At 72.2% G+C, this 21,876-nt stretch carries 16 protein-coding genes; 9 read left to right on the top strand and 7 right to left on the bottom strand.

Going from position 1 to position 21,876, the window contains the following annotated elements:
- Positions 1-42 precede the first annotated feature (42 nt).
- Positions 43-1,053 carry an adenosylcobinamide-phosphate synthase CbiB gene (gene cbiB / locus M6G65_RS08005; protein WP_250103800.1) on the bottom strand — a complete coding sequence of 337 codons (1,011 nt, stop codon included), beginning with the start codon at positions 1,051-1,053 and terminating at the stop codon, positions 43-45.
- On the opposite strand from cbiB, the gene cobD reads away from it, so the two are divergent.
- Entirely contained in the window at positions 1,045-2,079 is a 1,035-nt protein-coding gene (gene cobD, locus M6G65_RS08010) for a threonine-phosphate decarboxylase CobD (RefSeq protein WP_238196423.1), read from the top strand. The genes cbiB and cobD overlap by 9 nt on opposite strands.
- On the opposite strand, the gene M6G65_RS08015 is transcribed toward cobD, so the two are convergent.
- The gene (locus M6G65_RS08015) at positions 2,072-3,247 is read right to left on the bottom strand and encodes an MFS transporter (protein WP_238196424.1); all 1,176 of its coding nucleotides are present in this window, start codon (positions 3,245-3,247) and stop codon (positions 2,072-2,074) included. The two genes, cobD and M6G65_RS08015, sit on opposite strands and share 8 nt — an antisense overlap.
- 356 nt (positions 3,248-3,603) lie before the next feature.
- On the opposite strand from M6G65_RS08015, the gene M6G65_RS08020 reads away from it, so the two are divergent.
- Positions 3,604-3,795, top strand: a complete 192-nt coding sequence (locus M6G65_RS08020; RefSeq protein WP_192709409.1) for a hypothetical protein — start codon at positions 3,604-3,606, stop codon at positions 3,793-3,795.
- 248 nt (positions 3,796-4,043) lie between these two features.
- Complete coding sequence (locus M6G65_RS08025; RefSeq protein ID WP_238196425.1) at positions 4,044-5,453, top strand: malonyl-CoA decarboxylase; 1,410 nt, start codon at positions 4,044-4,046, stop codon at positions 5,451-5,453.
- A gap of 1 nt (position 5,454) precedes the next feature.
- Here the strand turns inward: M6G65_RS08025 and M6G65_RS08030 are convergent, their stop codons facing one another.
- On the bottom strand, positions 5,455-6,027 hold the full coding sequence (locus tag M6G65_RS08030; protein WP_238196426.1) for a TetR/AcrR family transcriptional regulator: 573 nt from the start codon (positions 6,025-6,027) through the stop codon (positions 5,455-5,457).
- Positions 6,028-6,080: 53 nt separating this feature from the next.
- On the opposite strand from M6G65_RS08030, the gene M6G65_RS08035 reads away from it, so the two are divergent.
- Positions 6,081-6,530 carry a monooxygenase family protein gene (locus tag M6G65_RS08035; protein ID WP_238196427.1) on the top strand — a complete coding sequence of 150 codons (450 nt, stop codon included), beginning with the start codon at positions 6,081-6,083 and terminating at the stop codon, positions 6,528-6,530.
- Between the two features lie 74 nt (positions 6,531-6,604).
- The gene (locus M6G65_RS08040; protein ID WP_238196428.1) at positions 6,605-8,113 is read left to right on the top strand and encodes a malonate--CoA ligase; all 1,509 of its coding nucleotides are present in this window, start codon (positions 6,605-6,607) and stop codon (positions 8,111-8,113) included.
- Positions 8,114-8,263: 150 nt separating this feature from the next.
- Here M6G65_RS08040 and M6G65_RS08045 read toward each other — a convergent pair whose 3' ends face one another.
- From M6G65_RS08045 to M6G65_RS08060, 4 genes are all read right to left on the bottom strand, one after another.
- Complete coding sequence (locus M6G65_RS08045; protein ID WP_250103801.1) at positions 8,264-8,743, bottom strand: hypothetical protein; 480 nt, start codon at positions 8,741-8,743, stop codon at positions 8,264-8,266.
- A gap of 452 nt (positions 8,744-9,195) precedes the next feature.
- The gene (locus tag M6G65_RS08050) at positions 9,196-9,567 is read right to left on the bottom strand and encodes a DUF3618 domain-containing protein (RefSeq protein ID WP_192709414.1); all 372 of its coding nucleotides are present in this window, start codon (positions 9,565-9,567) and stop codon (positions 9,196-9,198) included.
- 5 nt (positions 9,568-9,572) lie between these two features.
- Positions 9,573-9,998: a phage holin family protein gene (locus tag M6G65_RS08055; protein ID WP_238196430.1), complete on the bottom strand. Its 426-nt coding sequence runs from the start codon at positions 9,996-9,998 to the stop codon at positions 9,573-9,575.
- A gap of 4 nt (positions 9,999-10,002) precedes the next feature.
- The gene (locus tag M6G65_RS08060) at positions 10,003-10,548 is read right to left on the bottom strand and encodes a hypothetical protein (protein ID WP_238196431.1); all 546 of its coding nucleotides are present in this window, start codon (positions 10,546-10,548) and stop codon (positions 10,003-10,005) included.
- Between the two features lie 464 nt (positions 10,549-11,012).
- Here M6G65_RS08060 and M6G65_RS08065 point away from each other — a divergent pair, with 464 nt between their 5' ends.
- From M6G65_RS08065 to M6G65_RS08080, 4 genes are all read left to right on the top strand, one after another.
- Positions 11,013-12,434 (top strand): alpha,alpha-trehalose-phosphate synthase (UDP-forming), encoded by a 1,422-nt coding sequence (locus M6G65_RS08065; RefSeq protein WP_250103802.1) that lies wholly within the window; start codon positions 11,013-11,015, stop codon positions 12,432-12,434.
- 54 nt (positions 12,435-12,488) lie between these two features.
- Entirely contained in the window at positions 12,489-14,606 is a 2,118-nt protein-coding gene (glgX, locus tag M6G65_RS08070) for a glycogen debranching protein GlgX (RefSeq protein ID WP_250103803.1), read from the top strand.
- Between the two features lie 506 nt (positions 14,607-15,112).
- On the top strand, positions 15,113-16,918 hold the full coding sequence (treZ, locus tag M6G65_RS08075; protein WP_250103804.1) for a malto-oligosyltrehalose trehalohydrolase: 1,806 nt from the start codon (positions 15,113-15,115) through the stop codon (positions 16,916-16,918).
- Positions 16,915-21,822 carry a malto-oligosyltrehalose synthase gene (locus M6G65_RS08080; protein ID WP_250103805.1) on the top strand — a complete coding sequence of 1,636 codons (4,908 nt, stop codon included), beginning with the start codon at positions 16,915-16,917 and terminating at the stop codon, positions 21,820-21,822. The genes treZ and M6G65_RS08080 overlap by 4 nt, the downstream gene beginning before the upstream one ends.
- Positions 21,823-21,876: the final 54 nt, after the last annotated feature.

The following is a 21,876-nucleotide window of genomic DNA, read 5'->3' on the forward strand; positions in this document are numbered from 1 at the left end:
TCCCGCAGCCCCGGGTTGCTTCGCTCCGCTCGCAGAGACGGCTCAGCCCGTGAGCGACAGGCAAAGCGCGAGGAGCGCCAGCACGAGGCCGCCCTGGAGCCAGCAGGCCGTCCGGTAGAGCGCCAGCGCCCGGGCGATGTCGTCGGCCGTGGCCTCGGCGCGGCCGTCGCCCATATGGGCGTCGGGGACGAGGGTGCCATCGTAGACCCGCGGCCCCGCGAGCCGCAGGCCCAGCGCCCCGGCCATGGCGGCTTCCGGCCAGCCGGCATTGGGCGAGCGGTGATGGCGCGCATCGCGCACCATCGCCCGAAGCGCCCCCCGGGCGTCGGCGCCGCGCAGGGCCGCCGCCCCGGCGATCAGCAGGCCGGCGAGCCGCGCGGCCGGCAGGTTCACGCCATCGCCGAGCCGGGCCGCCGCCCAGCCGAAGGCGGCGTAGCGCGGGGTGCGGTGGCCGATCATGCTGTCGGCGGTGTTGATCGCCTTGTAGAGGGCGCCCCCGGGCAGCCCGAGGCAGCCGATCCAGAAGGCCGGCGCCACGATCCCGTCGGAGAAATTCTCCGCCAGGCTCTCGATGGCGGCGCGGCACACGGCCGACGCGTCGAGGCGCTCGGGGTCGCGCCCGACGATCATCGCCACGGCCCGGCGCCCGGCCTCGAGGCCGCCGGTCCGCAGGGCCTGCTCCACGGCGGCGACGTGCTGGTGCAGGCTGCGCTGCGCCGGCAGGCTCGCGCAGATCAAGCCGAGGAGGAGCACGGCGGGGAGGGGGCCGATCAGGGTGCCGACCAAGAGGCCGGCGAGTGCGGTGAACGCCCAGGCCAGCGCGCCCACCACGGCGAGCAGGAGGGCCAGCGCGACGCAGCCGGCGATCCGGCGGCGCCGTTCGGAGCCGCGGTTGAGGCCGCGCTCCAGGGCGGCGATCAGCCGGCCGATCCAGGTGACAGGGTGACCGGCCGCCCTGTAGAGCGCGTCGGGATAGCCGGCCGCCGCCTCGATCCCGAGGGCGACGGCGAGGACGGCGAGCGTGTCGGCGAACGTACCGGGCAGATGGACCATTCGGTGTGGAGCGTTCCCGCGCGTGAGGTCGCCCCGATCGCGCATGGCGGCGATCTCGGCGGGCTGCGAATGGCCTATCCCGACGCGCCGGAGCCCTGGCTGGACCTGTCGACGGGGATCAACCCGGTCCCGTATCGTGTGCCGCCGGTGGAGGCCAGCGCCTGGACGCGGCTGCCCGAGGCCGCGGAGGTTTGGGCGCTCCGGGAGGCGGCCGCCGCGGCCTACGGCGCGCCGGATGCGGCCCATGTCGTGCCCGCCCCCGGCACGCAGATCCTGATCGAGACCCTGCCCCGGCTCCTGGCGCCGAGCCGGGTCGCGGTGCTCGGCCCGACCTATGCCGAGCACGCCGCTGCCTGGGCGCGGGCCGGCCACGCCGTGGACGAGGTCGCGACCGTCGCGGGGCTCCGGGACGCCCAGGTGGCGGTGATCGTCGATCCCAACAACCCGGACGGGCGGACCCTTCCGCGCGCCGAGCGCCGCGCCCTGGCCGGGGCGCTGCGTGCCCGCGGCGGCCTGCTGGTCGCCGACGAGGCCTTCGCGGACCTGGAGCCGGTGGAGAGTCTGTGCCCGCACGTCTCCGCACCGGACGTGGCGCCGGGCCTCGTGGTGCTGCGCTCCTTCGGCAAGACCTACGGGCTCGCCGGCCTGCGCCTCGGCTTCGCGATCGCCGATCCCGCCACGGCGGCCCGGATCGCCGCGGCGCTGGGCCCCTGGGCGGTGTCGGGTCCCGCCCTGGCGATCGGGCGCGCGGCCCTCTCGGACGCGGCGTGGCGCGCGCAGGCCGCCCGGGACCGCGCGGCGGACGCGGCGCGCCTCGACCGGATGATCGCCCGGGCCGGCGGCCGGATCGTCGGCGGCACGAGCCTGTTCCGGACCGCCGACTTCCCCGACGGGCCGGACCTCTACCGGCGACTCGCGGCGTCCGGGATCGCGGTGCGGCGCTTCACCGAGCGCCCGGAGCGCCTCCGGTTCGGCCTGCCGGCCGGGAAGGGGGCTTGGTGCCGGCTGTCGCGGGTGCTCAGGTAGACCGCACGCCCGGCGGGTGCGGATCGCGCGCCGCCACGATCACGGCCAGCGCCGAGAAGGCGAGGCCGACCGCGCAGACCCCCGCCCAGCCGAACAGCAGGAAAGCCTGCGAGCCGGCATAGGCGCCGAGCGCCCCGAACACGAACAGGGTGGTGAACAGGACGGTGTTGATGCGCCCCCGCGCGCCGGGGACCAGCGCGTAGGCCCGGGTCTGGTTGGCGATGAGCGCGCCGTTCATGCCGATATCGATGAGCAGCACGCCGAGCGCCACCGCGATCAGCGACCACGTGCCCCCGGCCCAGAGCACCAGGAAGGAGAGGGCGACCAGCAGGCTGCCGCCGAGCACCACGGGCTTCGCCCCCCGCCGGTCGGTGAAGCGGCCCGAGATCGGCGCCACGAAGGCGCCGCAGACGCCGATCACCCCGAACAGCCCCGCCCCGGCGGCGGAGAGCCCGAAGGGCGGCCCCTCCACCAGCAGGGCCAGCGTCGCCCAGAAGGCGTTGAAGGCGGCGAACAGCAGCGCCTGCGACAGGCTCGCGGTGCGCAGGACCGGCTGGGTACGGGCGAGATGGAGGATCGACAGCATCAGGGCGCGGTAGCGCAGCGGGTGCGTCTGGACCGTGTGCGGCAGGGTCGCCCGCGCGATGCCCGCCATGGCGAGCGCCAGCAGAGAGGCGACGAGGAAGACCGGCCGCCAACCGAGATGCGCGCCCAGGAAGCCGCTCGCCGTTCGGGCGAGCAGGATGCCGGTGAGCAGCCCGGTCATCACCTGGCCGACGACCCGGCCGCGGCTCGCATCCGGGGCGAGCTCGGCCGCGAACGGCACCGCCTGCTGGGCCGCGCTGGCCAGCACGCCGACCACGAGGTGCGCCAGCGCGAGGCTCGCGAGGTTCGGGGCGAGGCCCACGGCCAGCAGCGCCAAGGCGAGGCCGAGGCACTGCCACACGATCAGGGCGCGGCGCGGCAGCGCGTCGCCGAGCGGCACGAGCCCGACGATGCCGAGGCCGTAGCCGACCAGCGCCGTGGTCGGCACCCACAGGGCGGCGCGGTCGCCGAACTCGGCCACGATCAGGCCGAGCAGCGGCTGGTTGTAGTAGATGTTGGCGACGGCGCCGCCGGCGATCAGCGTCAGGCCGAGCCGGGCCTTCGCGTCGAGGAACGTTGTCACGGCTGGATCGGGAACAGGCAGGCGCGCCGCCGCGGGTAGGCCATGGTTGGGTCCGTGTCCGGAAGAAGCTGGCAGGGAGAATGGGGCAGGGCGCGAGCGATACGGGCAGAGCGCGCCGCCCGGCAAGCCGCGGCGGCGCATCCCTGCCGGCACGCTCCATCGCGCCGCAGGCCCTTCACCCGGGGCGGCACCGCACCATATGCCATCGATGCGGCTGATGCCGTCCGCATGCGAGCGGTCGCCGCAGGTCACGTCCAGGGCGTCGAGCCGATCCGGGTTCCGCAACGGATGACGAGCGAGAGGGCGGTTTCGTTCCGTGCGGACGGATCCGGGACCGCCGCAGCAGGGAGTACGGGATGCCGAACTACCGCGTCGACTTCGCCAAGGAGATCCTCGGGGTGCCGTTCACGATCGGCTCGGTCGAGATCACACGGGCGCGCGATCCCGAGCGCGCCCGCCGCGCCGCCGAGCTCCGCTTCGCCCGTCAGCACGGCGTCGGCGACTGGCGGGAACGGGCCGACCTCGCCACCGTGGCCGAGCGGCTCTGAGCCACAGCCCGTCACAGGACCTTCATCCCGTCCCGACAGGATGGGGCTTCCGCCGTCCGCGACGCTCAAGCTCTGGTCGCGGACGGCGCGCCGCCGTAGAGTGTCGTCCAGGATCGGGGGCTGATCCGGCCTCCTCGCGGAGGGCCGGCGGTTCACGGACCCGGTTCCGCACGCCTCCGATCGGCGAGCCGGTGTCGCGGGGCCGGAGGCGCTTCAGGTCCGAACCGGCGGGGGTCAGTGCAAGGGTCATGGCGGCGATCTCCTTCTTCGGCGACCTGCTTCAGACCATCAGCGAGCGCGGCCGCGACCTGATCGGCATCGGGCGCGGCGACATCGCGTCCCGGGCGAGCGCCGGCGACCTCGTCAAGCTGTGCGAGGACCTGATCTCCCGGCGCGGCGAGGCCTCCGGCGTAGCCCTGGCCCGCCTGATCCTCGACCGCTACGCCAGTTTCGGCCAGGCCGAGCGCCACGCCTTCCTGCGAGCCATCGCCCTCGATTTCGACGCGGACCACGCCGCCGTCGACGCGGCGATCGCCGCCTACCGGGCCGCCCCGTCGCGTGCGCGCCTCGGCAGCCTGCACGAGGCCGCCGAGCCGCGCAGCCAGGAGCTGATCCGCCGCCTCAACCTCGCCCGCGGTGGGACGCTCAGCCTCGTGCGGATGCGCGAGGACCTGTTCGACCTGCGCCGGGCGCTGCGCGCCGGCGACGAGGCCGACCCGGCCCTGATGGATGCGGTCGACAGCCTCGATTGCGATTTCGAGCACCTGTTCGCCTCGTGGTTCAACCGCGGCTTCCTGGTGCTGCGCCACATCGACTGGACCACGCCGGCGCACATCCTGGAGAAGATCATCCGGTACGAGGCGGTCCACGCCATCGCGGATTGGGACGACCTGCGCGCCCGGATCGAGCCGCCGGACCGGCGCTGCTTCGCGTTCTTCCACCCGGCTCTGGCCGACGAGCCGCTGATCTTCGTGGAGGTGGCGCTCACCGGAGAGATCGCCTCGGCGATCGCCCCGATCCTGTCGCAGGCGCGCAAGCCGCTGCAGCCGCAGGCGGCCAACACGGCGGTGTTCTACTCGATCTCGAACTGCCAGAAGGGGCTCGCCGGCGTCACCTTCGGCAACTTCCTGATCAAGCAGGTGGTCGAGGATCTCACCCGCGAGATCCCCACGCTCAAGACCTTCGTGACGCTGTCGCCGGTGCCGGGCTTCGCCGCGTGGCTGGCGCGGGAGCGCCGCGCCGACAGCCCGCAAGGCCTGCTGCCGGAGGATGTCGAGACCCTGCGGGCGCTGGACGATCCGGACTGGGCGGCCGACAAGGCCCGGGCCGAGACGGTGCGCCGGGCGCTGATCCCCGCGGCGGCGGCCTATTTCCTGCGCGCCAAGAACGAGCGCGGGCGCCCCCTCGACCCGGTGGCCCGGTTCCATCTCGGCAACGGCGCGCGCCTCGACCGGATCAACTTCCTGGGCGACACTTCCAGGAAGGGCCTCGCGCAGTCGCACGGCCTGATGGTCAACTACCTCTACGACCTCGCCGCCATCGAGCGGAACCACGAGACCTACGCCAATCTCGGAACCGTGGTCGCGGCCCCCGCGGTGACCCGGGAGCTGCGCGCCAAGCTGCCGCCGCCGCGGGCCGTGGTGCTCGCCGAGGCCTGATTCAGCCGCGCGCCGTCAGCCGGGAGAAGGACAGGGTGATCCGCCGGGCGGCGGCCTCGGCGGCCGCGCCCTCCAGGGGCACCCGGCGGTCGAGGATCAGCGCGGCGAGCCCGTGGACCAGCGACCAGGCGGCGAGCGTCAGGTCCTCGGCGGACATCCCCGGGCCCGCCAGGGCCGCCGCCCGCTCCTCCAGGATCCCGTAGGCCCGCGATTTGCCCGGCGTCCGGCAGGGCCTCATGAACATCAGCCGGAACAGGGCCGGGCGCCGGCAGGCGAAGGCCACGTAGGCCGCCCCCTGCGCGGCCAGCGCCTGGGCCCCCGTCGCGGCGCTGTCGGCGGCCTCCAGACAGGCGGCGAGATCCTCGAACCCGCGGGCCGCGACGGCCTCGAGAAGATCCTCCTTGTCGGCGAAGTGACGGTAGGGCGCCATGGCCGAGACGCCGCAGGCCCGGGCCGCTGCGCGCAGCGACAACGCTGCCTCGCCCGCCGTCTCCAGGAGATCCAGGGCCGCCGCGACCAGCGCCGCGCGCAGGTCGCCATGGTGATAGGTCCTGTCCGAAATCGATGTTGACACTGTACGCAGACCGCCGCATGTTTACACTGCATACAAGCCCAGGAGGCTGAGGCATGCAAGGCGCGCCCGTCCGCCGGTCCGTGGATCTCTCCGGCTATCCCGACCTTGTGGTCGTGTATCTCGGCTTCCGGGTCGCCCGCTGGCGCGGCCTGCTCGCGCTGATGGGCCTCAGCCGCGGCATCGCCGCCTCGGTGCGGAGCCAACCGGACGGGCTGCTGGCGCACGAGAACCTGTTCTTCGGGCTGACGCATGTCGGCATGCGCCAGTACTGGCGCGATCTGGAGAGCCTGGAGACCTTCACCCGGTCGGAGCCGCACCGCACGTGGTGGCGGGACTTCTCCCGGGACTCCAAGGGCTCCGGGTTCTGGCACGAGGCCTACGGGCGGCGCGGCATGGAGGCGATCTATGTCGGCATGCCCGCGCCCACCGGTCTCGGGCTGTTCGCCCCCGAGCGGACCCCGGACGGCGCCTTCCTGTCGTCGCGGCAGCGGCTGGCCGCCTGAAAGGGCTCGCCCAAAGGCCCTTCAGGCGGCTATGGGTGCGCGAGACACGCAGCCCGTGATAGCTCAGCCTCACGATGACGAACCATCTCTTCTCCCTGGTGCGGGACGGCGTTCCCGATCTCGCCAAGACTGTGATCGAGACGCCAGAGGGCCGCCGATACAGCTACGCGGACCTGATCGCCCGCTCCGGCGCCTACGCGGCTTCCCTGCGGGCGGCGGGCGTCCAGCCCGGCGACCGGGTGGCCGTGCAGGTCGAGAAGAGCCCCGAGGTAATCTTCCTGTATCTCGGCGCGGTCCGGGCCGGGGCGGTGTTCCTGCCGCTCAACACCGCCTACACGCCGGCGGAGATCGGCTACTTTCTGGGTGACGCCGAGCCCAGCGTGTTCGTCTGCGATCCCGGCAAGCGCGACGCGCTGGCGGAGGCCGCCGCGAAGGTCCGCCAGATCTGGACCCTCGACGCCGCGGGCGGCGGCAGCGCCGCCGAGGCCGCGGACCGGCAGGACGACGCCTTCGACGACGTGCCCCGGGGCCCTGAGGATCTCGCGGCGATCCTCTACACCTCGGGCACGACCGGGCGCTCCAAGGGCGCCATGCTGACCCACGACAATCTGGCGTCAAATGCCCGGACCCTGGTCGAATTCTGGCGGTTCACGGCCGACGACGTGCTGGTCCACGCCCTGCCGGTGTTCCACACCCACGGCCTGTTCGTGGCGACCAACACGGTGCTGGCGAGCGGCGGCTCCATGCTGTTCCTGCCCCGGCTCGACCCGAAGCTGATCCTGAGCCTGATGCCGCGGGCCAGCGTCCTGATGGGCGTGCCGACCTTCTACACCCGCCTCCTCAAGGAGCCGGGCCTCACGCCCGAGGCGGCCCGGGGCATGCGGCTGTTCGTGTCGGGCTCGGCGCCGCTTCTGGCGGAGACGCATCGCGAGTGGCAGGCCCGGACCGGTCACGCCATCCTCGAGCGCTACGGCATGACCGAGACCAACATGAGCACCTCGAACCCCTATGACGGGGACCGGGTCGCCGGCACGGTCGGCTTCCCGCTGCCGGGCGTGTCGCTGCGGGTGGTCGATCCCGAGGGCGGCCGCGTGCTCGGCCCGGACTCGGTCGGCATGATCGAGGTGAAGGGACCGAACGTGTTCCAGGGCTACTGGCGCATGCCCGAGAAGACCGCGGCCGAGTTCCGGGCCGACGGGTTCTTCATCACCGGCGATCTCGGCAAGGTCGACACCCGGGGCTACGTCCACATCGTCGGGCGCGGCAAGGACCTGATCATCTCAGGCGGCTTCAACGTCTACCCGAAGGAGGTCGAGACCGAGATCGACGCGCTGCCGGGCGTGGTCGAATCCGCGGTGATCGGCTTGGCGCATCCGGATTTCGGTGAGGCCGTCACCGCCGTGGTGGTGGGCGGTGCCGGATGCCCCGACGAGGCCGGCGTGCAGGCCGCCCTGGAGGGCCGGCTCGCCCGGTTCAAGTGTCCCAAGCGCGTCCTGTTCGTGGACGAGCTGCCGCGCAACACAATGGGCAAGGTCCAGAAGAACCTGCTCCGCGAGGCGCATGCGGGGCTGTACCGGGACTAACGCTTCGATCCGGCCACGCCGTCCTTGCGCGCGGAGCGAAGCAACCCGGGCCACGCGACGCCTCTCGACGTCGCGCAACGCGGGGTCACTTCGCTTCCCGCGTGAGGACCGTGCCGGGAGCCGCGACCGAGCGAAGCTCCAGCCCGCGGATCAGAGGTTGTGCTGCGTCCGCTCGTCCTCCGGCGGCTTGTGGCCGTCCGGATCCGCCACCTTGCGGGCGGCGGCGTTGAGGTTGTCCGGATCGAGGGCGGTCTGGACGAACTCGCGACCGATATTGGTCACCTCGCGGGCGTAGCGTAGGCCCTGGTCGCGCACTTCGTCGGCCCAGGGACCGATGCTCCGGTCCTCCTGGCGGGTGCGCGGCAGCAGCGCGCCGAGCAGCAGGCCGGCGGCGACGCCGACCACGCCGACGAGCAGCGGGTTGTCGTCCACGAACCGCTCGACGGTAGTACGGCCGCGCTGAATCCCCTCGATCCCCTGGCTCGTCAGGTCGTCCAGCGCCCGCATGTTGCGGCGGTGGAGGAGGCCGGCCCGTTTCCGGGCGTCGTCGTAGGCCGCGGATGCGCGGTCGCGGGCCTGATCGGCCGCACCGCCGAGGCGGTCGTTGATGTCGTTGGCGAAGTCCGACACGGTCCGACGCGCCTGCCCGGCGAGGTCGGCGGCGCGGTCGCTCGCCGCCCGGACGCTGTCCTTCGCGGCGGACGCGGCATCCGCTGCCGAGGACGAGCCGCCGGATGCCGTGCCGGACGTGCCGCCCGCCGAGAGGGGGTGGCGCCCTGGGGAAGCGGGTCGTGCCGGCCGTGCGGGTCCGGCCGCAGGGTGAAGTCGCCCGCCGCGGTGCCGGGCGCGCCCGGATCGCCGAGCCCGGCCGGATCCGGCCGTAGGCCCTTGTCACCGGAGCCATGCGGCATCGCGGCCTCGGCGGCGAGCTGCTCGGGAATGCTGGAGGGCGTGGTTGGGATGCCCGGCTTGTCGGTCATGGCGCTGTCCTCAGATATCGGTCTCGGCGGTCCGTGCTCGGCGCCGGATTGCCCGGCCGTCCGGCCGGGCGCGTGGGTCTTGTCCCGGGTCTCGCCCGGGCGTCAGATCTCGGTCCTGTCCAGCGGATCGCGGGCCGGGCGAACCGTCGGGAGATCGGGGTCGTAACCGCGGGCCGCACCGGTGTTCAGGGTCGGCACGCGCTCGGCCGAGACCTCCGTGCGCCGGCGCTGCGCGTCGCGCGCCATCCGGTTGAACAGCAGGCCGACACCGGCCGCGATCAGCAGCACCGGCACGGGATTGCGGCGCACCGCCTCCAGGGCCGAATCGTAGGTGCTGTTCAGGGCCGGCACGCGCCGGGCATTGCCCAGCATCTCGTCCACGAGGTTCGGCACCGAGAGCCGCCCCTGGATGCGGTCGATCGTGTCGTCGAGCCGGGCACGGCTCTCCTCGATCTCCTTCTCGAGGTCGTTCATCGTACTCATCCGGACACGCGCTCCGACAAAGCCTGGGCATCCTGGCGAACTTGGCGCGTGGTGCGCGTCGGGGCCAGGGTCGAGAGGGAGAGAACGCTGCGCGCCCACAGGGCCATCCCGACGGCGACGACCAGCAGCACGCCGCCGACGATCAGGGCCGAGAGCCACTCGGAGCCCACGACCGTGGCAAGCCACTTCACGAGGGCGCCGATCAGGACCAGCAGGGCGACCACGGCGAACACCGCCGAGCCGACCATGCAGGCGAGGCCCACGATGAGCTGGCGGATGTTGCCCGCCATCTCGGCGCGGAACAGCGCGATCTCCTTGCGGGCGAGTTCGTTGGTCTCCCGCAGGGCGTCGCCGATCAGGCTCTGGATGCTGGAGGCGCCGGCAGAGGGGCCGGCTTGGCGCGGATCGGAACCCTGGGCCATGACGTCAGGCCCGGAAGCTGTCGCGGGCATCGCCTTCCGGCGCCTCCGGCGGCAGGCTCGACGACTTGATGAAGCGGGCGGCGATCAGGCCGGCCACGAAGGTGCCCACCGCGACCGCCACCGGCGCACGCCGGGCGAAGGATTCAGCCTCGTTGTAGAAGTCGCCCAGGCTGCGCCGCTCGATCGAGGAGCCGAGCTGCTCCAGACCGTCGGCGGCGCTGTCGAAGAAGGCGCGCACGTTCGGCTTGTCGCCGAGGTCGCGGCCGGAATTGCGGATCGTCTGGGCGAGATCGTGGACCGACTGTGCCGCGTCGCTCTTGCGCTGCTCGACATAGGACTGCGCCTGCAGCCGTGCCGCGTCGAGGAGCCCGCGCCCGCGCTCCGCCGCCACGTCGGCCAGCCCCTCGACATCGCCCTGCAGGGCGCGCCACTGCGCGCGCTCATCCGCCGACCCGTGCGGCGCCTCATGCGCCGTCGCGTGCGACGTCTCGCGGAGCGGATCCGCGAGCGTGTCCTTGGGCGTATCCTGCGGGAACTCGTTGCCGGCCATCTCGAAAACACTCCTCGCGACGCAGGGTCGGCGCCGCTCGCGGCGACCGCGGCCCCCGCGATGGCTGAGTAACCGATTGGGGTGACACCGGTTCCGGTGGACGCGACGCTCCGAACCGCATCGCGCACCGGCGGTCCGCAGCACCGCTCAGTCTGCGTTCAGGCAGCGTCCGGCAGAACCGTCACGCTTGCGCGAGCCGGTCCGGTTCGGGACGGAGCGGTCGCCCTGTCGGGGAACGGCACGACCTCGACTTGACCCGCGCCCGGCTTCACGCTTGGGTTGCCTCGGCCTGGGTCGCCCCGGCCTGGGTCGCCCCGGCTTGGGTCGCCCCAGCTTGGGTCGCCCCAAGACACAACAAAGGATCGCGCAGAGCCTCCGCGCGTTCTGACATATAGTTGAAGTCCCGATGCAGGCGCGGCGAGATCCTCGATCTGACCCGCGCCCCTGATCCGGAGCCGACCCGCGTGGCACGCCTTGTGATCGTATCGAACCGCGTCGCCGTCCCGGAAGAGGGCGGCAAGGCGGTGGCGGCGGGCGGCCTCGCCGTCGCGGTCAAGGAGGCCTTCACGGCCTATGAGGGGCTGTGGTTCGGCTGGAGCGGCACGATCACGGACGAGCCCTCCGAGGAGCCGACCCTGATCGACCGGGGCCGCGTCCAGTACGCGGTGGTCGATCTCTCGCCGCAGGACCACCTGGAATATTACGCCGGCTTCGCGAACCGGGCCCTGTGGCCGATCATGCATTACCGGCTCGGGCTCGGCGCGTTCTCGCGCTCGGACTACGCCGGCTACAGCCGCGTGAATCGGACCTTCGCGCGCGCGCTCGCCAAGCTGGTCGAGCCCGACGACATCATCTGGGTGCACGATTACCACCTGCTGCCGCTCGCGGCCGAGCTGCGCGGCCTCGGGCTCGACAACCCGATCGGCTATTTCCACCACATCCCCTGGCCGGCCGCCGACGTGTTCAACTCGCTGCCGGCGAGCGGCGAGTTGCTGCGCGCCATCGCCGATTACGACCTGATCGGCCTGCAGACCGAGGCGGACGTCCAGAACCTGCAGCGCAACCTCGCCGACACCCAGCGGGCGATCCCGCTCGGCGGCGGCTCGCTGATGGTCGACGGCCGCCGCACCCGGATCCGCGCCTTCCCGATCGGAATCGACGTCGCGGGCTTCAAGGAGGCCGCCGAGAAGGCCAGCGCCAACAAGGTCGTGCGCGAGACCATCGCGGGCCTGCGCACCCGCAAGCTGCTGATCGGCGTCGACCGGCTCGATTATTCCAAGGGCGTGCCCGAGCGGATGGAGGCGGTAGAGAGCTTCTTCGCCTCGAATCCCGACCAGCGCGGCAACGTCACCTACATCCAGATCACGCCGAAATCCCGCAGCGAGGTGCCGGAATACGAGCAACTCGCCCGCGACGTGAACGAGAAGGTCGGCGAGATCAACGGCTCGCTCGGCGACCCGGCCTGGACGCCGATCCAGTACATCACCAAGGCCTATCCACGGCCCGTGCTCGCGGGCCTCTACCGGGCGGCCCGGGTCGGCCTCGTCACGCCGATGCGCGACGGCATGAACCTCGTCGCCAAGGAATACGTCGTCGCCCAGTCCGAGGACGATCCGGGCGTGCTGGTCCTGTCGAAATTCGCCGGTGCCGCCCGGCAATTGCCCGAGGCCCTGCTGATCAACCCCTACGACCGGTTCGAGGTCGCCGAGGCGATCCGGGCCGCGCTCTACATGCCGAAGGCGGAGCGGCTGGCGCGCTGGAAGCCGATGGTCGAGCGCATGACCCGCGAGGATGTCGACTGGTGGGCGCGCAATTTCCTGGCGGAACTCGAGAATTTCCGCACGGTGGAGCGCGAGCCCCCCGCCGCCGCCGCGGCCGCCGAATAGCCGGCGCCGCCCGCTGCTTCCGCCCGCCGCCCTCCGTGTGACCGGACGCTGCGCATGATCGCCGTCGGCGACGGGGTGCCGGCGCCGCTCGGCGCGCATTTCGACGGGCGCGGCGTCAACTTCGCCCTGTTCTCCGAGCACGCCACCGCGGTCGACATCTGCCTGTTCGAGCCGGGGGAGCGGCACGAGACCCGCACGGTCCGGCTGCCCTGCCGGACCGACGACGTCTGGCACGGCTACCTGCGCGGGGTGCTGCCGGGCCAGCTCTACGGTTACCGGGTGCACGGGCCCTGGGATCCGGCGAACGGGCACCGGTTCAACGCCTCGAAGCTGGTGCTCGACCCCCATGCGCGGGAGATCCGCGGCCGGATCCGCTGGCACGACGCGCTCTACGGGCACCGCCGGGGCCGGGAAGACCGCATCGACCGGCGCGACAGCGCGGTCTACATGCCCAAATGCGTGGTCACCGCCCCGGAGGTGCCCGACCTCGCGCTGGCTCCGGTGCGCCGGCCGCTCGCCGAGACGGTGGTGTACGAGGCGCACGTCAAGGCGCTGACCCGCACCCATCCCGACATCCCCGAGGCGGAGCGCGGCACCTACGCGGCGCTCGCCCACCCGGCGATCATCGCGCATCTCGTGAAGCTCGGCGTCACCGCCCTGGAACTGCTGCCGATCCAGGCCTTCGCGGATGACCGCTTCCTGGTCGAGAAGGGGCTGGTCAATTTCTGGGGGTATCAGCCCGTCGGCTACTTCGCGCCGGACCCGCGCTACCTGGGGGAGGGCGGCCTCGGCGGCCTGAAGGCGGCGATCCGGGAGCTGAACGCCGCCGGGATCGAGACATGGCTCGACGTGGTCTACAACCACACCGCCGAGGGCGACCACACCGGCCCGACCCTGTCGTTCCGCGGCATCGACAATGCCAGCTACTACAAGCTGGACCCCGCCGATCCGCGCCGCAATCTCGATTGCACCGGCTGCGGCAACACCTTCGACGCGAGCCACCCGCGGGTGATGCAGCTGGTGCTCGATTCCCTGCGCCACTGGGTCACCGCCTACGGCATCGCGGGCTTCCGCTTCGACCTCGCCTCGAGCCTCGGGCGCGCCCCGTTCGCCTTCACCCCGCAGGCGGCCTTCTTCCAGGCGGTGGCGCAGGACCCGGTCCTGGCCCGGGTCAAGATGGTGGCCGAGCCCTGGGACATCGGGGAGGGCGGCTACCAGCTCGGCGGCTACCCGCGCGGCTGGAGCGAGTGGAACGATAAGTTCCGCGACGCCACGCGGGGCTTCTGGAAGGGTGATCCCGGCACGCTCGCCAAGGTCACGCAGGGCCTGACCGGCTCGCGCGAGGTGTTCGCGCCGTCGGGGCGCTCGCCGCTCGCCAGCGTCAACTTCATCGCCAGCCACGACGGCTACACGCTGGCCGACACGGTGGCGTACGAGGAGAAGCACAACGAAGCCAACGGCGAGGACAACCGCGACGGCCATAACCACAACGTCAGCCGCAACTACGGCGTCGAGGGCGACACCGACGATCCCGCGATCCTGGCCCTGCGCGCCCGCCAGAAGCGCAACATGCTGACCACCGTGATGCTGGCCCAGGGTGTGCCGATGCTGCTGATGGGCGACGAGCGCTCCCGCAGCCAGGGCGGCAACAACAACGCCTACGCCCAGGACAACCCGACGAGCTGGATGGACTGGAGCACCGATCCGGATCCCAGGCTCACGGATTTCGTCGCCAACCTCCTGGCCCTGCGCCACGCCCAGCCGGCCCTGCGGCGAAAGCGCTTCTTCACCGGCGCGCTGATCGACCCGGACGAGCCCCTGCGCGACGTGCACTGGCTTGCCCCCGAGGGCACCGAGATGGAGGGGCGCCACTGGTCCGATGACGGGCTCCAGGTGTTCGGCATGCAGATCGGCAACGATGGCGGCCCGGGGGACCGCCTCCTGATGCTGTTCAACGCCGGGGAAGGGCCTCTCACGTTCCACCTCGCCCCGGTGATCGGCGGTCCCTGGAGGCCGGTCTTCGACGCGGGCGAGCCGGACGGCGCGCTGCCGCCGGACGCCCCGGCCTACGAAGCGGGGGCCGCCGTGCCGCTGCCGGGCCGCACGGTCCTGGTGCTCACCGCCGCGGGGACGGAGAACGGGAGCCGGACCGGGTGGGTGTCGGAGCGGTAGGGCGGGCGCTCGTTTTCGGATCGTGCATCTGTCGCGCCATGGCCTGATGGTCTCGATGCTGGCGCCGTCCTGACACAGGAGCGACCAGACCGGGATCGGCTCCGACCGCACCCTTGGCGTCCGAGGCCGAATGCGTAATTTTTTTCGCGGTTTGCGGCGATCTGTGGATCCAGAGCGCGAGCTTGAACGTCCGGCACAAGGACGGCTGACGACGTCGACGATCGTTCACGGATGAGGGTGACGGCCGGATCCCGGTCTGCCCTTCCTCGCAGGCTACCGGCCTCACACGTCTCCATTGACGATTGAGCGCGAGCGGCCTCCCGCATCTCTCCATCCCCCTGTGCGGGGGCGGGAGACGCACGGACATCCGTCCCCCCATTGCCACACCCCGCGCCTGCCATAGCTGCGCTGCGGGAACCGGATCGGGCCCGGGGCCTTCTCCCACGACAGATGACCCTGCTGCGCTTGTGCCCCGGCGCGCGACCAACGACGAGGAATGTGGCCCGATGCGGCGCGCCCACAGCATGGAATTCGGGGCCGAGATGGTCGGGGGCGGGGTGCGCTTCGCCCTCTGGGCGCCCACCGCCCAGAGCGTCGACCTCGTCGCCGACGGCATCGACCACCCGCTGCCCGAATCCGGCGGCGGCTGGCGGCGCACCGCCCTGCCCGGCGTGAAGCCCGGCGCCCGCTACGGCTTCCGCATCGACGGCGACCTCGTGGCGCCCGATCCCGCCTCCCGCTTCCAGCCCGACGACGTCTCGGGCCTCAGCGAGGTGATCGACCCGCGGAGCTTCGAATGGTCCGACGAGGGCTGGACCGGGCGGCCCTTCGAGGAGGCGGTGATCTACGAGTGCCATGTCGGCACCGCGACGCCGGAGGGCACCTATGCCGGCCTGCAGGCCCGGCTGCCCGACCTCAAGGCGCTCGGCGTCACCGCCCTCGAGCTGCTGCCGCTCGCCGACTTCAAGGGCTCGCGCAACTGGGGCTATGACGGCGTCCAGCCCTACGCGCCGGACGGCGCCTACGGCCGCCCGGACGACCTCAAGCGCCTGATCGACGCCGCCCACGGGCTCGGCCTGATGGTCTATCTCGACGCCGTCTACAACCATTTCGGCCCGGCCGGGAATTACCTGCACGCCTACGCCAAGACCTTCTTCACCGAGCGGCACCAGACGCCGTGGGGCGCGGGCATCAACTTCGATGGCAAGGAGAGCGGCGCCACGGTGCGGCAGTTCTTCATCCAGAACGCCCTGTACTGGCTGGAAGAGTACCATTTCGACGGCCTGCGCTTCGACGCTGTCCACGCCATCCTCGACGATTCGCCGCGCCACTTCCTGGCCGAACTCGGCGAGACGGTCCGCAAGACCTTCCCGGACCGGCAGATCCACCTGATGCTGGAGAACGAGGCCAATCAGGCCCGCTGGCTGGAACGGGACGCCGCCGGGCGCCCGAAGATGCACGACGCCCAGTGGGCCGACGACCTGCACCATTGCTGGCACGTCCTGCTCACCGGCGAGGATGCCGGCTACTATAAGAGCTTTGCCGACAACCCGGTCGAACACCTCGCCCGCTGCCTCGCGGAGGGCTTTGCCTATCAGGGCGAGCCCTTTGCCACGCTCGACAACCACCCGCGCGGCGAGCCCTCCGGGCACCTGCCGCCCTCGGCCTTCGTGACCTTCCTGCAGAACCACGATCAGGTCGGCAACCGCGCCTTGGGCGAGCGCCTCAACCATCTGGCCGATCCGAAGAAGCTAGACCTCGCCCGGGCCGGCTTCCTGCTGGCGCCGCAGATCCCGATGCTCTGGATGGGCGAGGAATGGTCGGCCTCGGCGCCGTTCCTGTTCTTCGTCGACTTCGCGCCGGACGAGGAGCTGAACAAGGCGGTGCGCGATGGCCGCCGCCGGGAATTCAAGAGCTTCGCGGCGTTCGCGGACGACACCTCGAAGATCCCCGATCCCACGGAACGGGAGACCTTCGAGGCCTCGAAGCTCGACTGGTCCGAGCGGGAACGCTCGCCCCACCGCGAGGTTCTGGCCGACACGACCCGGCTCCTGGGGCTGCGCCGCAACGTGGTCGTGCCCCTGGCGAAGTCCGGCTACGACGGCGCCGCCGCCACCCTGCCGCGGGCCGATGTGGTCGACTGCACGTGGCGCTTCGGCACCGGCACCCTGCGCTTCGTCGCCAATGTCGGCGACGCCCCCTTCGCGCTGGATCCGGGCGGCGGCCGCGTGGTCTGGACCAACGCCCCGGACGGGGCCGGACGTGAGTTGCCGTCGTGGACCGGCGTCTTCCTGACGGAGCCTCGCGCGTGAGCCCCCTCGAAAAACTCGCCGACCTCGTCGGCGTCGCCGCCGGCTACACCGATGCCTTCGGCAAGCCCGTCGAGACGCCGCTGGAGGTGCGCCGCGGCCTGCTCGCTTCCCTGGGCTTCGCGGTCGAGGACGAGGCGGCGATCGCCGGAAGCCTCGCCGAGGTCGAGCGCCTGCGCCGCGGCCTGATCCCGCCGCTCCTGCCCGTGGAGGCCCGCCGGGCGGCCCGCATCCCGGTGCGCCCGCAGGATGGCGCGCCCCATACCCTGGTCTGGCGCCTCGTGGACGAGCGCGGCACGGCCCGGGAGGGCAGGGCCAACCCGCACGGGTCCGAGCCGGGCTTCGAGCTGCCGCCCCTGACCCCGGGCTACCATCGCCTGACCGTCCAGGCCGGGCAGACCCGCACCGAAGCCTGGGTGATCGCCGCGCCCCAGCGCTGCTGGCGCCCGCGCCCCTACACGGAGGAGGGGGCTTCGGACTGGGGCATGGCCGCCCAGCTCTACGGCCTGCGCTCGGGCAGCAATATCGGCATCGGCACCTACGCGGATGCCGGCGAGGCCGCCCGCGAGGCCGCCCTGCGCGGCGCGGCGTTCCTGGGGCTCAGCCCGGTCCACGCTTTGTTCGGATCAGACCGGACCAAGATCTCGCCCTACTCGCCCTCCTCGCGCCTGTTCCTGGAAACCCTGTTCATCGCCCCGCGCAGCCTGCCGGGGCTTGCCGGATCCCGGGCCGAGGCGCTGCTCGCCGAGCGCGAAGACGCGATCCGGGCACTGCGCGAGGCCGCCCTCGCCGATCACCAGGGCGTGCATGACGTGCTCGATCCGGTGCTCCGGGCGCTCTGGGCGGAGTCGCCGGCCCGGGCCGGCACCGATGCGGGGTTCGAGCGCTTCCGCCAGGAGGGCGGCGAGGATCTCGAGTCGCACGCCGTGTTCGAGGCGCTGTCCGAGCATTTCCGGCAGCAGGGCGCCCACTGGCTGGGCGACTGGCCGGAGGATTATCGCCGCGCCGGCACGGAGGCGGTGCGCGCCTTCGCGGCGGAGAATGCCGAGCTGGTCGGCTACCACGCGTGGCTGCAATACCTCGCCGACCGGCAGCTCGCCGAGGCCTCCGCGGCGGCGCTTGGCGCCGGCATGCGGGTCGGGCTCTACCGCGACCTCGCGGTCGGCGCCGACCGGGGCGGCTCCGAGATCTGGTCCCATCCCGAGCGCTTCGCCGACAAGGTGTCGATCGGCGCGCCGCCGGACCTGCTGGCGCCGAAGGGCCAGAACTGGGGCCTGCCGGCCTTCGACCCGCTGGAAATGGAGCGCGACGGGCTCGCGGCCTTCCGCGCCCTGGTCCAGGCCAACATGCGCCACGCCGGCGCGATCCGGATCGACCACGCCTTCCAGCTCGCCCGCCTGTTCCTGATCCCGCTGGGCGCGGGGGCCCAGGCCGGCGCCTACGTGGCCATGCCGTTCGAGCCGATGCTGGCGGTGCTGCGGCTGGAGAGCCACCGCAACAAGTGCCTGGTGATCGCGGAAGACCTCGGCACCGCGCCCGAGGGCTTCTCCGACGCGCTGATGCGGGCCGGGGTGCTGAGCTATCGGATCCTCGCCTTTGAGCGCGAGGCCGACGGCCGGTTCAAGCCGCCCTCGGCCTACCCGCGGGACGCGCTCACCGCCATCACCACCCACGACCTGCCGACCTTCGTCGGCTGGTGGCGCGGGGTCGACACCGACACCCGCCAGTCGCTCGGCCTCTACGACCAGGAGCGGGCCGAGACCGAGCGGGGCGAGCGCGTCGCCGAGCGCCGCCGCCTCGCCGAGGCGCTGGCGGCCGAGCAGCTGCTGCCCTCCGCCGAGCCGCCGGATTCCGCGCCCTTCGAGGCCGCCGCCCGCTACCTCGCCCGCGCGCCCTCGATGCTCACGGCCGTCCAGTACGAGGACGTGGTCTCGGAACTCGCCCAGGCCAACGTGCCGGGCTCGACCGAGGGCTACCCGAACTGGCGGCGCAAGCTCGACCGGGACCTGGTGGACATCGCCGCACCCGGCGGGCCGCTGGCGAAGCTCGCGGCGTCCCTCTCGGCCGAGGCGCGGGGCCCGCGCTCGGGCGCCGCGCGGCTCGCCGCGCCGCCGCCGCGCTCGACCTACAGGCTGCAGTTCCACAAGGACTTCACCTTCGCGGATGCGGGCCGGATCGTCCCCTACCTGCACCGGCTCGGGATCAGCCACGTCTACGCCTCGCCGCTCCAGAAGGCGCGGCCCGGCTCGACCCACGGCTACGACATCGCCGATCACGGCGCGATCAACCCGGAGCTCGGCGGCGAGGAGGGCTTCATCGCGCTCTCCGAGACGCTCCATGCCCACGGGATGAAACTGCTGCTCGACATCGTTCCGAACCACATGGGCGTCGGCGGCTCCGACAATCCGTGGTGGCTCTCGGTGCTCGAGTGGGGCTCCCTGTCGCCCTTCGCCGACGCCTTCGACATCGACTGGCAGCGGCTCGGGGCCGGGCGCAACCTCGTGATCCCATTCCTCGGCGACCGCTACGGCGAGGCCCTGGAGAAGGGCACGCTGGAGCTGAAATTCGACCCCGACAAGGGCGCCTTCAGCGTCTGGCACTACGAGCACCAGCTGCCGATCCGGCCCTTGAGCTACCCGACCATCCTCAACCGGGTGATCGCCGCGATCGGGGCGGTGGACGACGACACCACCGCGGAACTGCTCGCCATCTCCGAGCGGCTGCGGGCCATGGCGATCGACACCGACGAGACCCGCAGAAAGAGCTTCCCCGAGGAGGCCGAGGGGCTGAAGCGCCGGCTCGCCGAGATCTACGGCGTGTCGCCGCTGATCCAGGAGGCCACCGCCAGCACGCTGGCGCTGCTCAACGGCTTCAAGGGCCGCCCGGACAGCTTCGGGCCGTTGCACCGGCTGCTGGAGTCGCAGGCCTACCGGCTGGCCCACTGGCGGGTGGCGTCGAGCGACATCAACTACCGCCGCTTCTTCGACGTGAACTCGCTCGCCGGCCTGCGGGTCGAGCTGTCGGACATCTTCCACCGCTCCCACGAGACCGTGTTCCGGCATGTCCGCGAGGGCCGGATCGACGGGTTGCGCATCGACCATATCGACGGCCTCGCCGACCCGCTGGGCTACGCAAGGGCGCTCCAGGCGGCTGTCGGACCGGGCTTCTACGTCGTCGCCGAGAAGATCCTGGAGCCGGGCGAGCGGCTGCGGCCCTGGCCGGTGGCCGGGACCACAGGCTACGACGTGCTCAACCAGCTCGACGGGATCCTGGTCGACAAGTCCCGGCGCGGGAAAATCGAGCGGCTCTACACCTGGGCCACGGGGTTCGACGAGCCCTACGGCTTCCAGCTCCGCGCCGCCAAGGCCGAGATCCTCGAGATCAGCTTCGCGAGCGAGCTGGAGGTGCTGACCACCGATCTGAAGGAGGTCGCCGACGCCGACCGGCGCACCCGCGACTTCACCGTCAACGCGCTGCGCCGGGCGCTGATCGAGATCATCGCGCGCTTCCCGACCTACCGGAGCTACCTGCCGTCGGATCTGGAGGAGGGCGAGGTCGAGCCCGAGGATGCCCGCCTGATCGAGGGCGCCGTCGCCAAGGCCAAGCGCTGGTCGAGCCTGCCCGACCGCTCGGTCCACGACTTCGCCGCCGACGTCCTGCTCGGGCGGGTCGAGACGGCGGGGCCGGGTCGACCGGATCCGCGGGTGGTGCTGCGCTTCCGCCGCCGGTTCCAGCAGCTCACCGGCCCGGTCATGGCCAAGAGCCTGGAGGACACGCTGTTCTACCGCTACGCCTGTCTCCTCGGCCTCAACGAGGTCGGCGGCGATCCGGGCGAGTACGGGATCGACGCGGAGCACTTCCACGACCTGCAGATCGCCCGCGCCCGGGACTGGCCGAGCGCCATGATCACCACCGCGACCCACGACACCAAGCGGGGCGAGGATGCCCGCACGCGGCTGCTCGCCCTCTCGGAGATCCCCGAGGAATGGGCCAAGGCCTGGGACCTGTGGCAGCGGGTCGCCGGCCCGCACCTCGCCCGAATCGACGGCGAGCCGGCCCCGGACGCCAACGACCAGTGGATGTTCTTCCAGGCGATCCTGGGCGCCTGGCCGCTGGAGCTTCTGGAGCGGGACGAGGCCGGGGCGATCGAGGATTTCCGCAACCGGCTGATCGCCTACGGCGAGAAGGCCATGCGGGAGGGCAAGCGCCGGTCGAGCTGGGTCAACGTCGACGAGGTCTACGAGGGCGCGGTCAAGAAGCTGTTCACGGCGCTGATCGCCCTGGGCTCGGATTTCTTAAGCGAACTCCGGCCCTTCGCCCGGCGGCTCGCCCATCTCGGCATGCTGGCGAGCCTCGGCCGGACGGTCCTGAAATGCACCCTGCCGGGCCTGCCCGACACCTACCAGGGCACGGAGATCTGGGATTTCTCCTTCGCCGATCCCGACAACCGCCGCCCGGTGGATTACCCGGCCCTGGAGCGGATGCTGGAAGAGGGCGGGGCGCCCGCGGAGCTGCTGGGCCACTGGCCGGACGGGCGGGTCAAGCAGGCGACGCTGACGCGGCTGCTCGCCGAGCGGGCCGAGCGGCCGGACTTCTACGCCAGCGCCGCCTACGAGCCCGTGGACGCGACGGGTTCCCGGGCCGACCACGTCATCGCCTACCGGCGGACCGATCCCAGCCAGGAGGGCGGCGACCTGTTCGTCGCAGTGCCGCGTCTCTTCGCGGGTCTGGTCGGCGAGGCGGGCTGGTCCGGCGAAGCCTTCGCGGGCACCCGGGTCGATCTCGGGACGGGGACCCGCTGGCGGCACCTCGTCTCGGGGCGAATCGTCGAGAGTGGCGGGGAGGGGGCCGATCTCGGCGATCTCCTGCGCGACCTGCCCTACGCGGTGCTACGGCGGGAGCCGTGACCGCGCCGTCATTGCGCGCGCAGCGAAGCGACCCAGGGCCGCACGCCCTGGATC

The sequence above is a fragment of the Methylobacterium tardum genome (genome assembly GCF_023546765.1).
In the GTDB taxonomy this organism is placed as follows: Bacteria; Pseudomonadota; Alphaproteobacteria; order Rhizobiales; family Beijerinckiaceae; genus Methylobacterium; species Methylobacterium tardum.

Bases quoted from the DNA above. Each gene is read 5' to 3' on its own strand.
- cobD (WP_238196423.1), top strand. From the start codon at position 1,045: ATGGACCATTCGGTGTGGAGCGTTCCCGCGCGTGAGGTCGCCCCGATC.
- cbiB (WP_250103800.1), bottom strand. From the start codon at position 1,053: ATGGTCCATCTGCCCGGTACGTTCGCCGACACGCTCGCCGTCCTCGCC.
- M6G65_RS08020 (WP_192709409.1), top strand. From the start codon at position 3,604: ATGCCGAACTACCGCGTCGACTTCGCCAAGGAGATCCTCGGGGTGCCG.
- M6G65_RS08025 (WP_238196425.1), top strand. From the start codon at position 4,044: ATGGCGGCGATCTCCTTCTTCGGCGACCTGCTTCAGACCATCAGCGAG.
- M6G65_RS08035 (WP_238196427.1), top strand. From the start codon at position 6,081: ATGCAAGGCGCGCCCGTCCGCCGGTCCGTGGATCTCTCCGGCTATCCC.
- M6G65_RS08040 (WP_238196428.1), top strand. From the start codon at position 6,605: ATGACGAACCATCTCTTCTCCCTGGTGCGGGACGGCGTTCCCGATCTC.
- M6G65_RS08050 (WP_192709414.1), bottom strand. From the start codon at position 9,567: ATGAACGACCTCGAGAAGGAGATCGAGGAGAGCCGTGCCCGGCTCGAC.
- M6G65_RS08055 (WP_238196430.1), bottom strand. From the start codon at position 9,998: ATGGCCCAGGGTTCCGATCCGCGCCAAGCCGGCCCCTCTGCCGGCGCC.
- M6G65_RS08060 (WP_238196431.1), bottom strand. From the start codon at position 10,548: ATGGCCGGCAACGAGTTCCCGCAGGATACGCCCAAGGACACGCTCGCG.
- glgX (WP_250103803.1), top strand. From the start codon at position 12,489: ATGATCGCCGTCGGCGACGGGGTGCCGGCGCCGCTCGGCGCGCATTTC.
- treZ (WP_250103804.1), top strand. From the start codon at position 15,113: ATGCGGCGCGCCCACAGCATGGAATTCGGGGCCGAGATGGTCGGGGGC.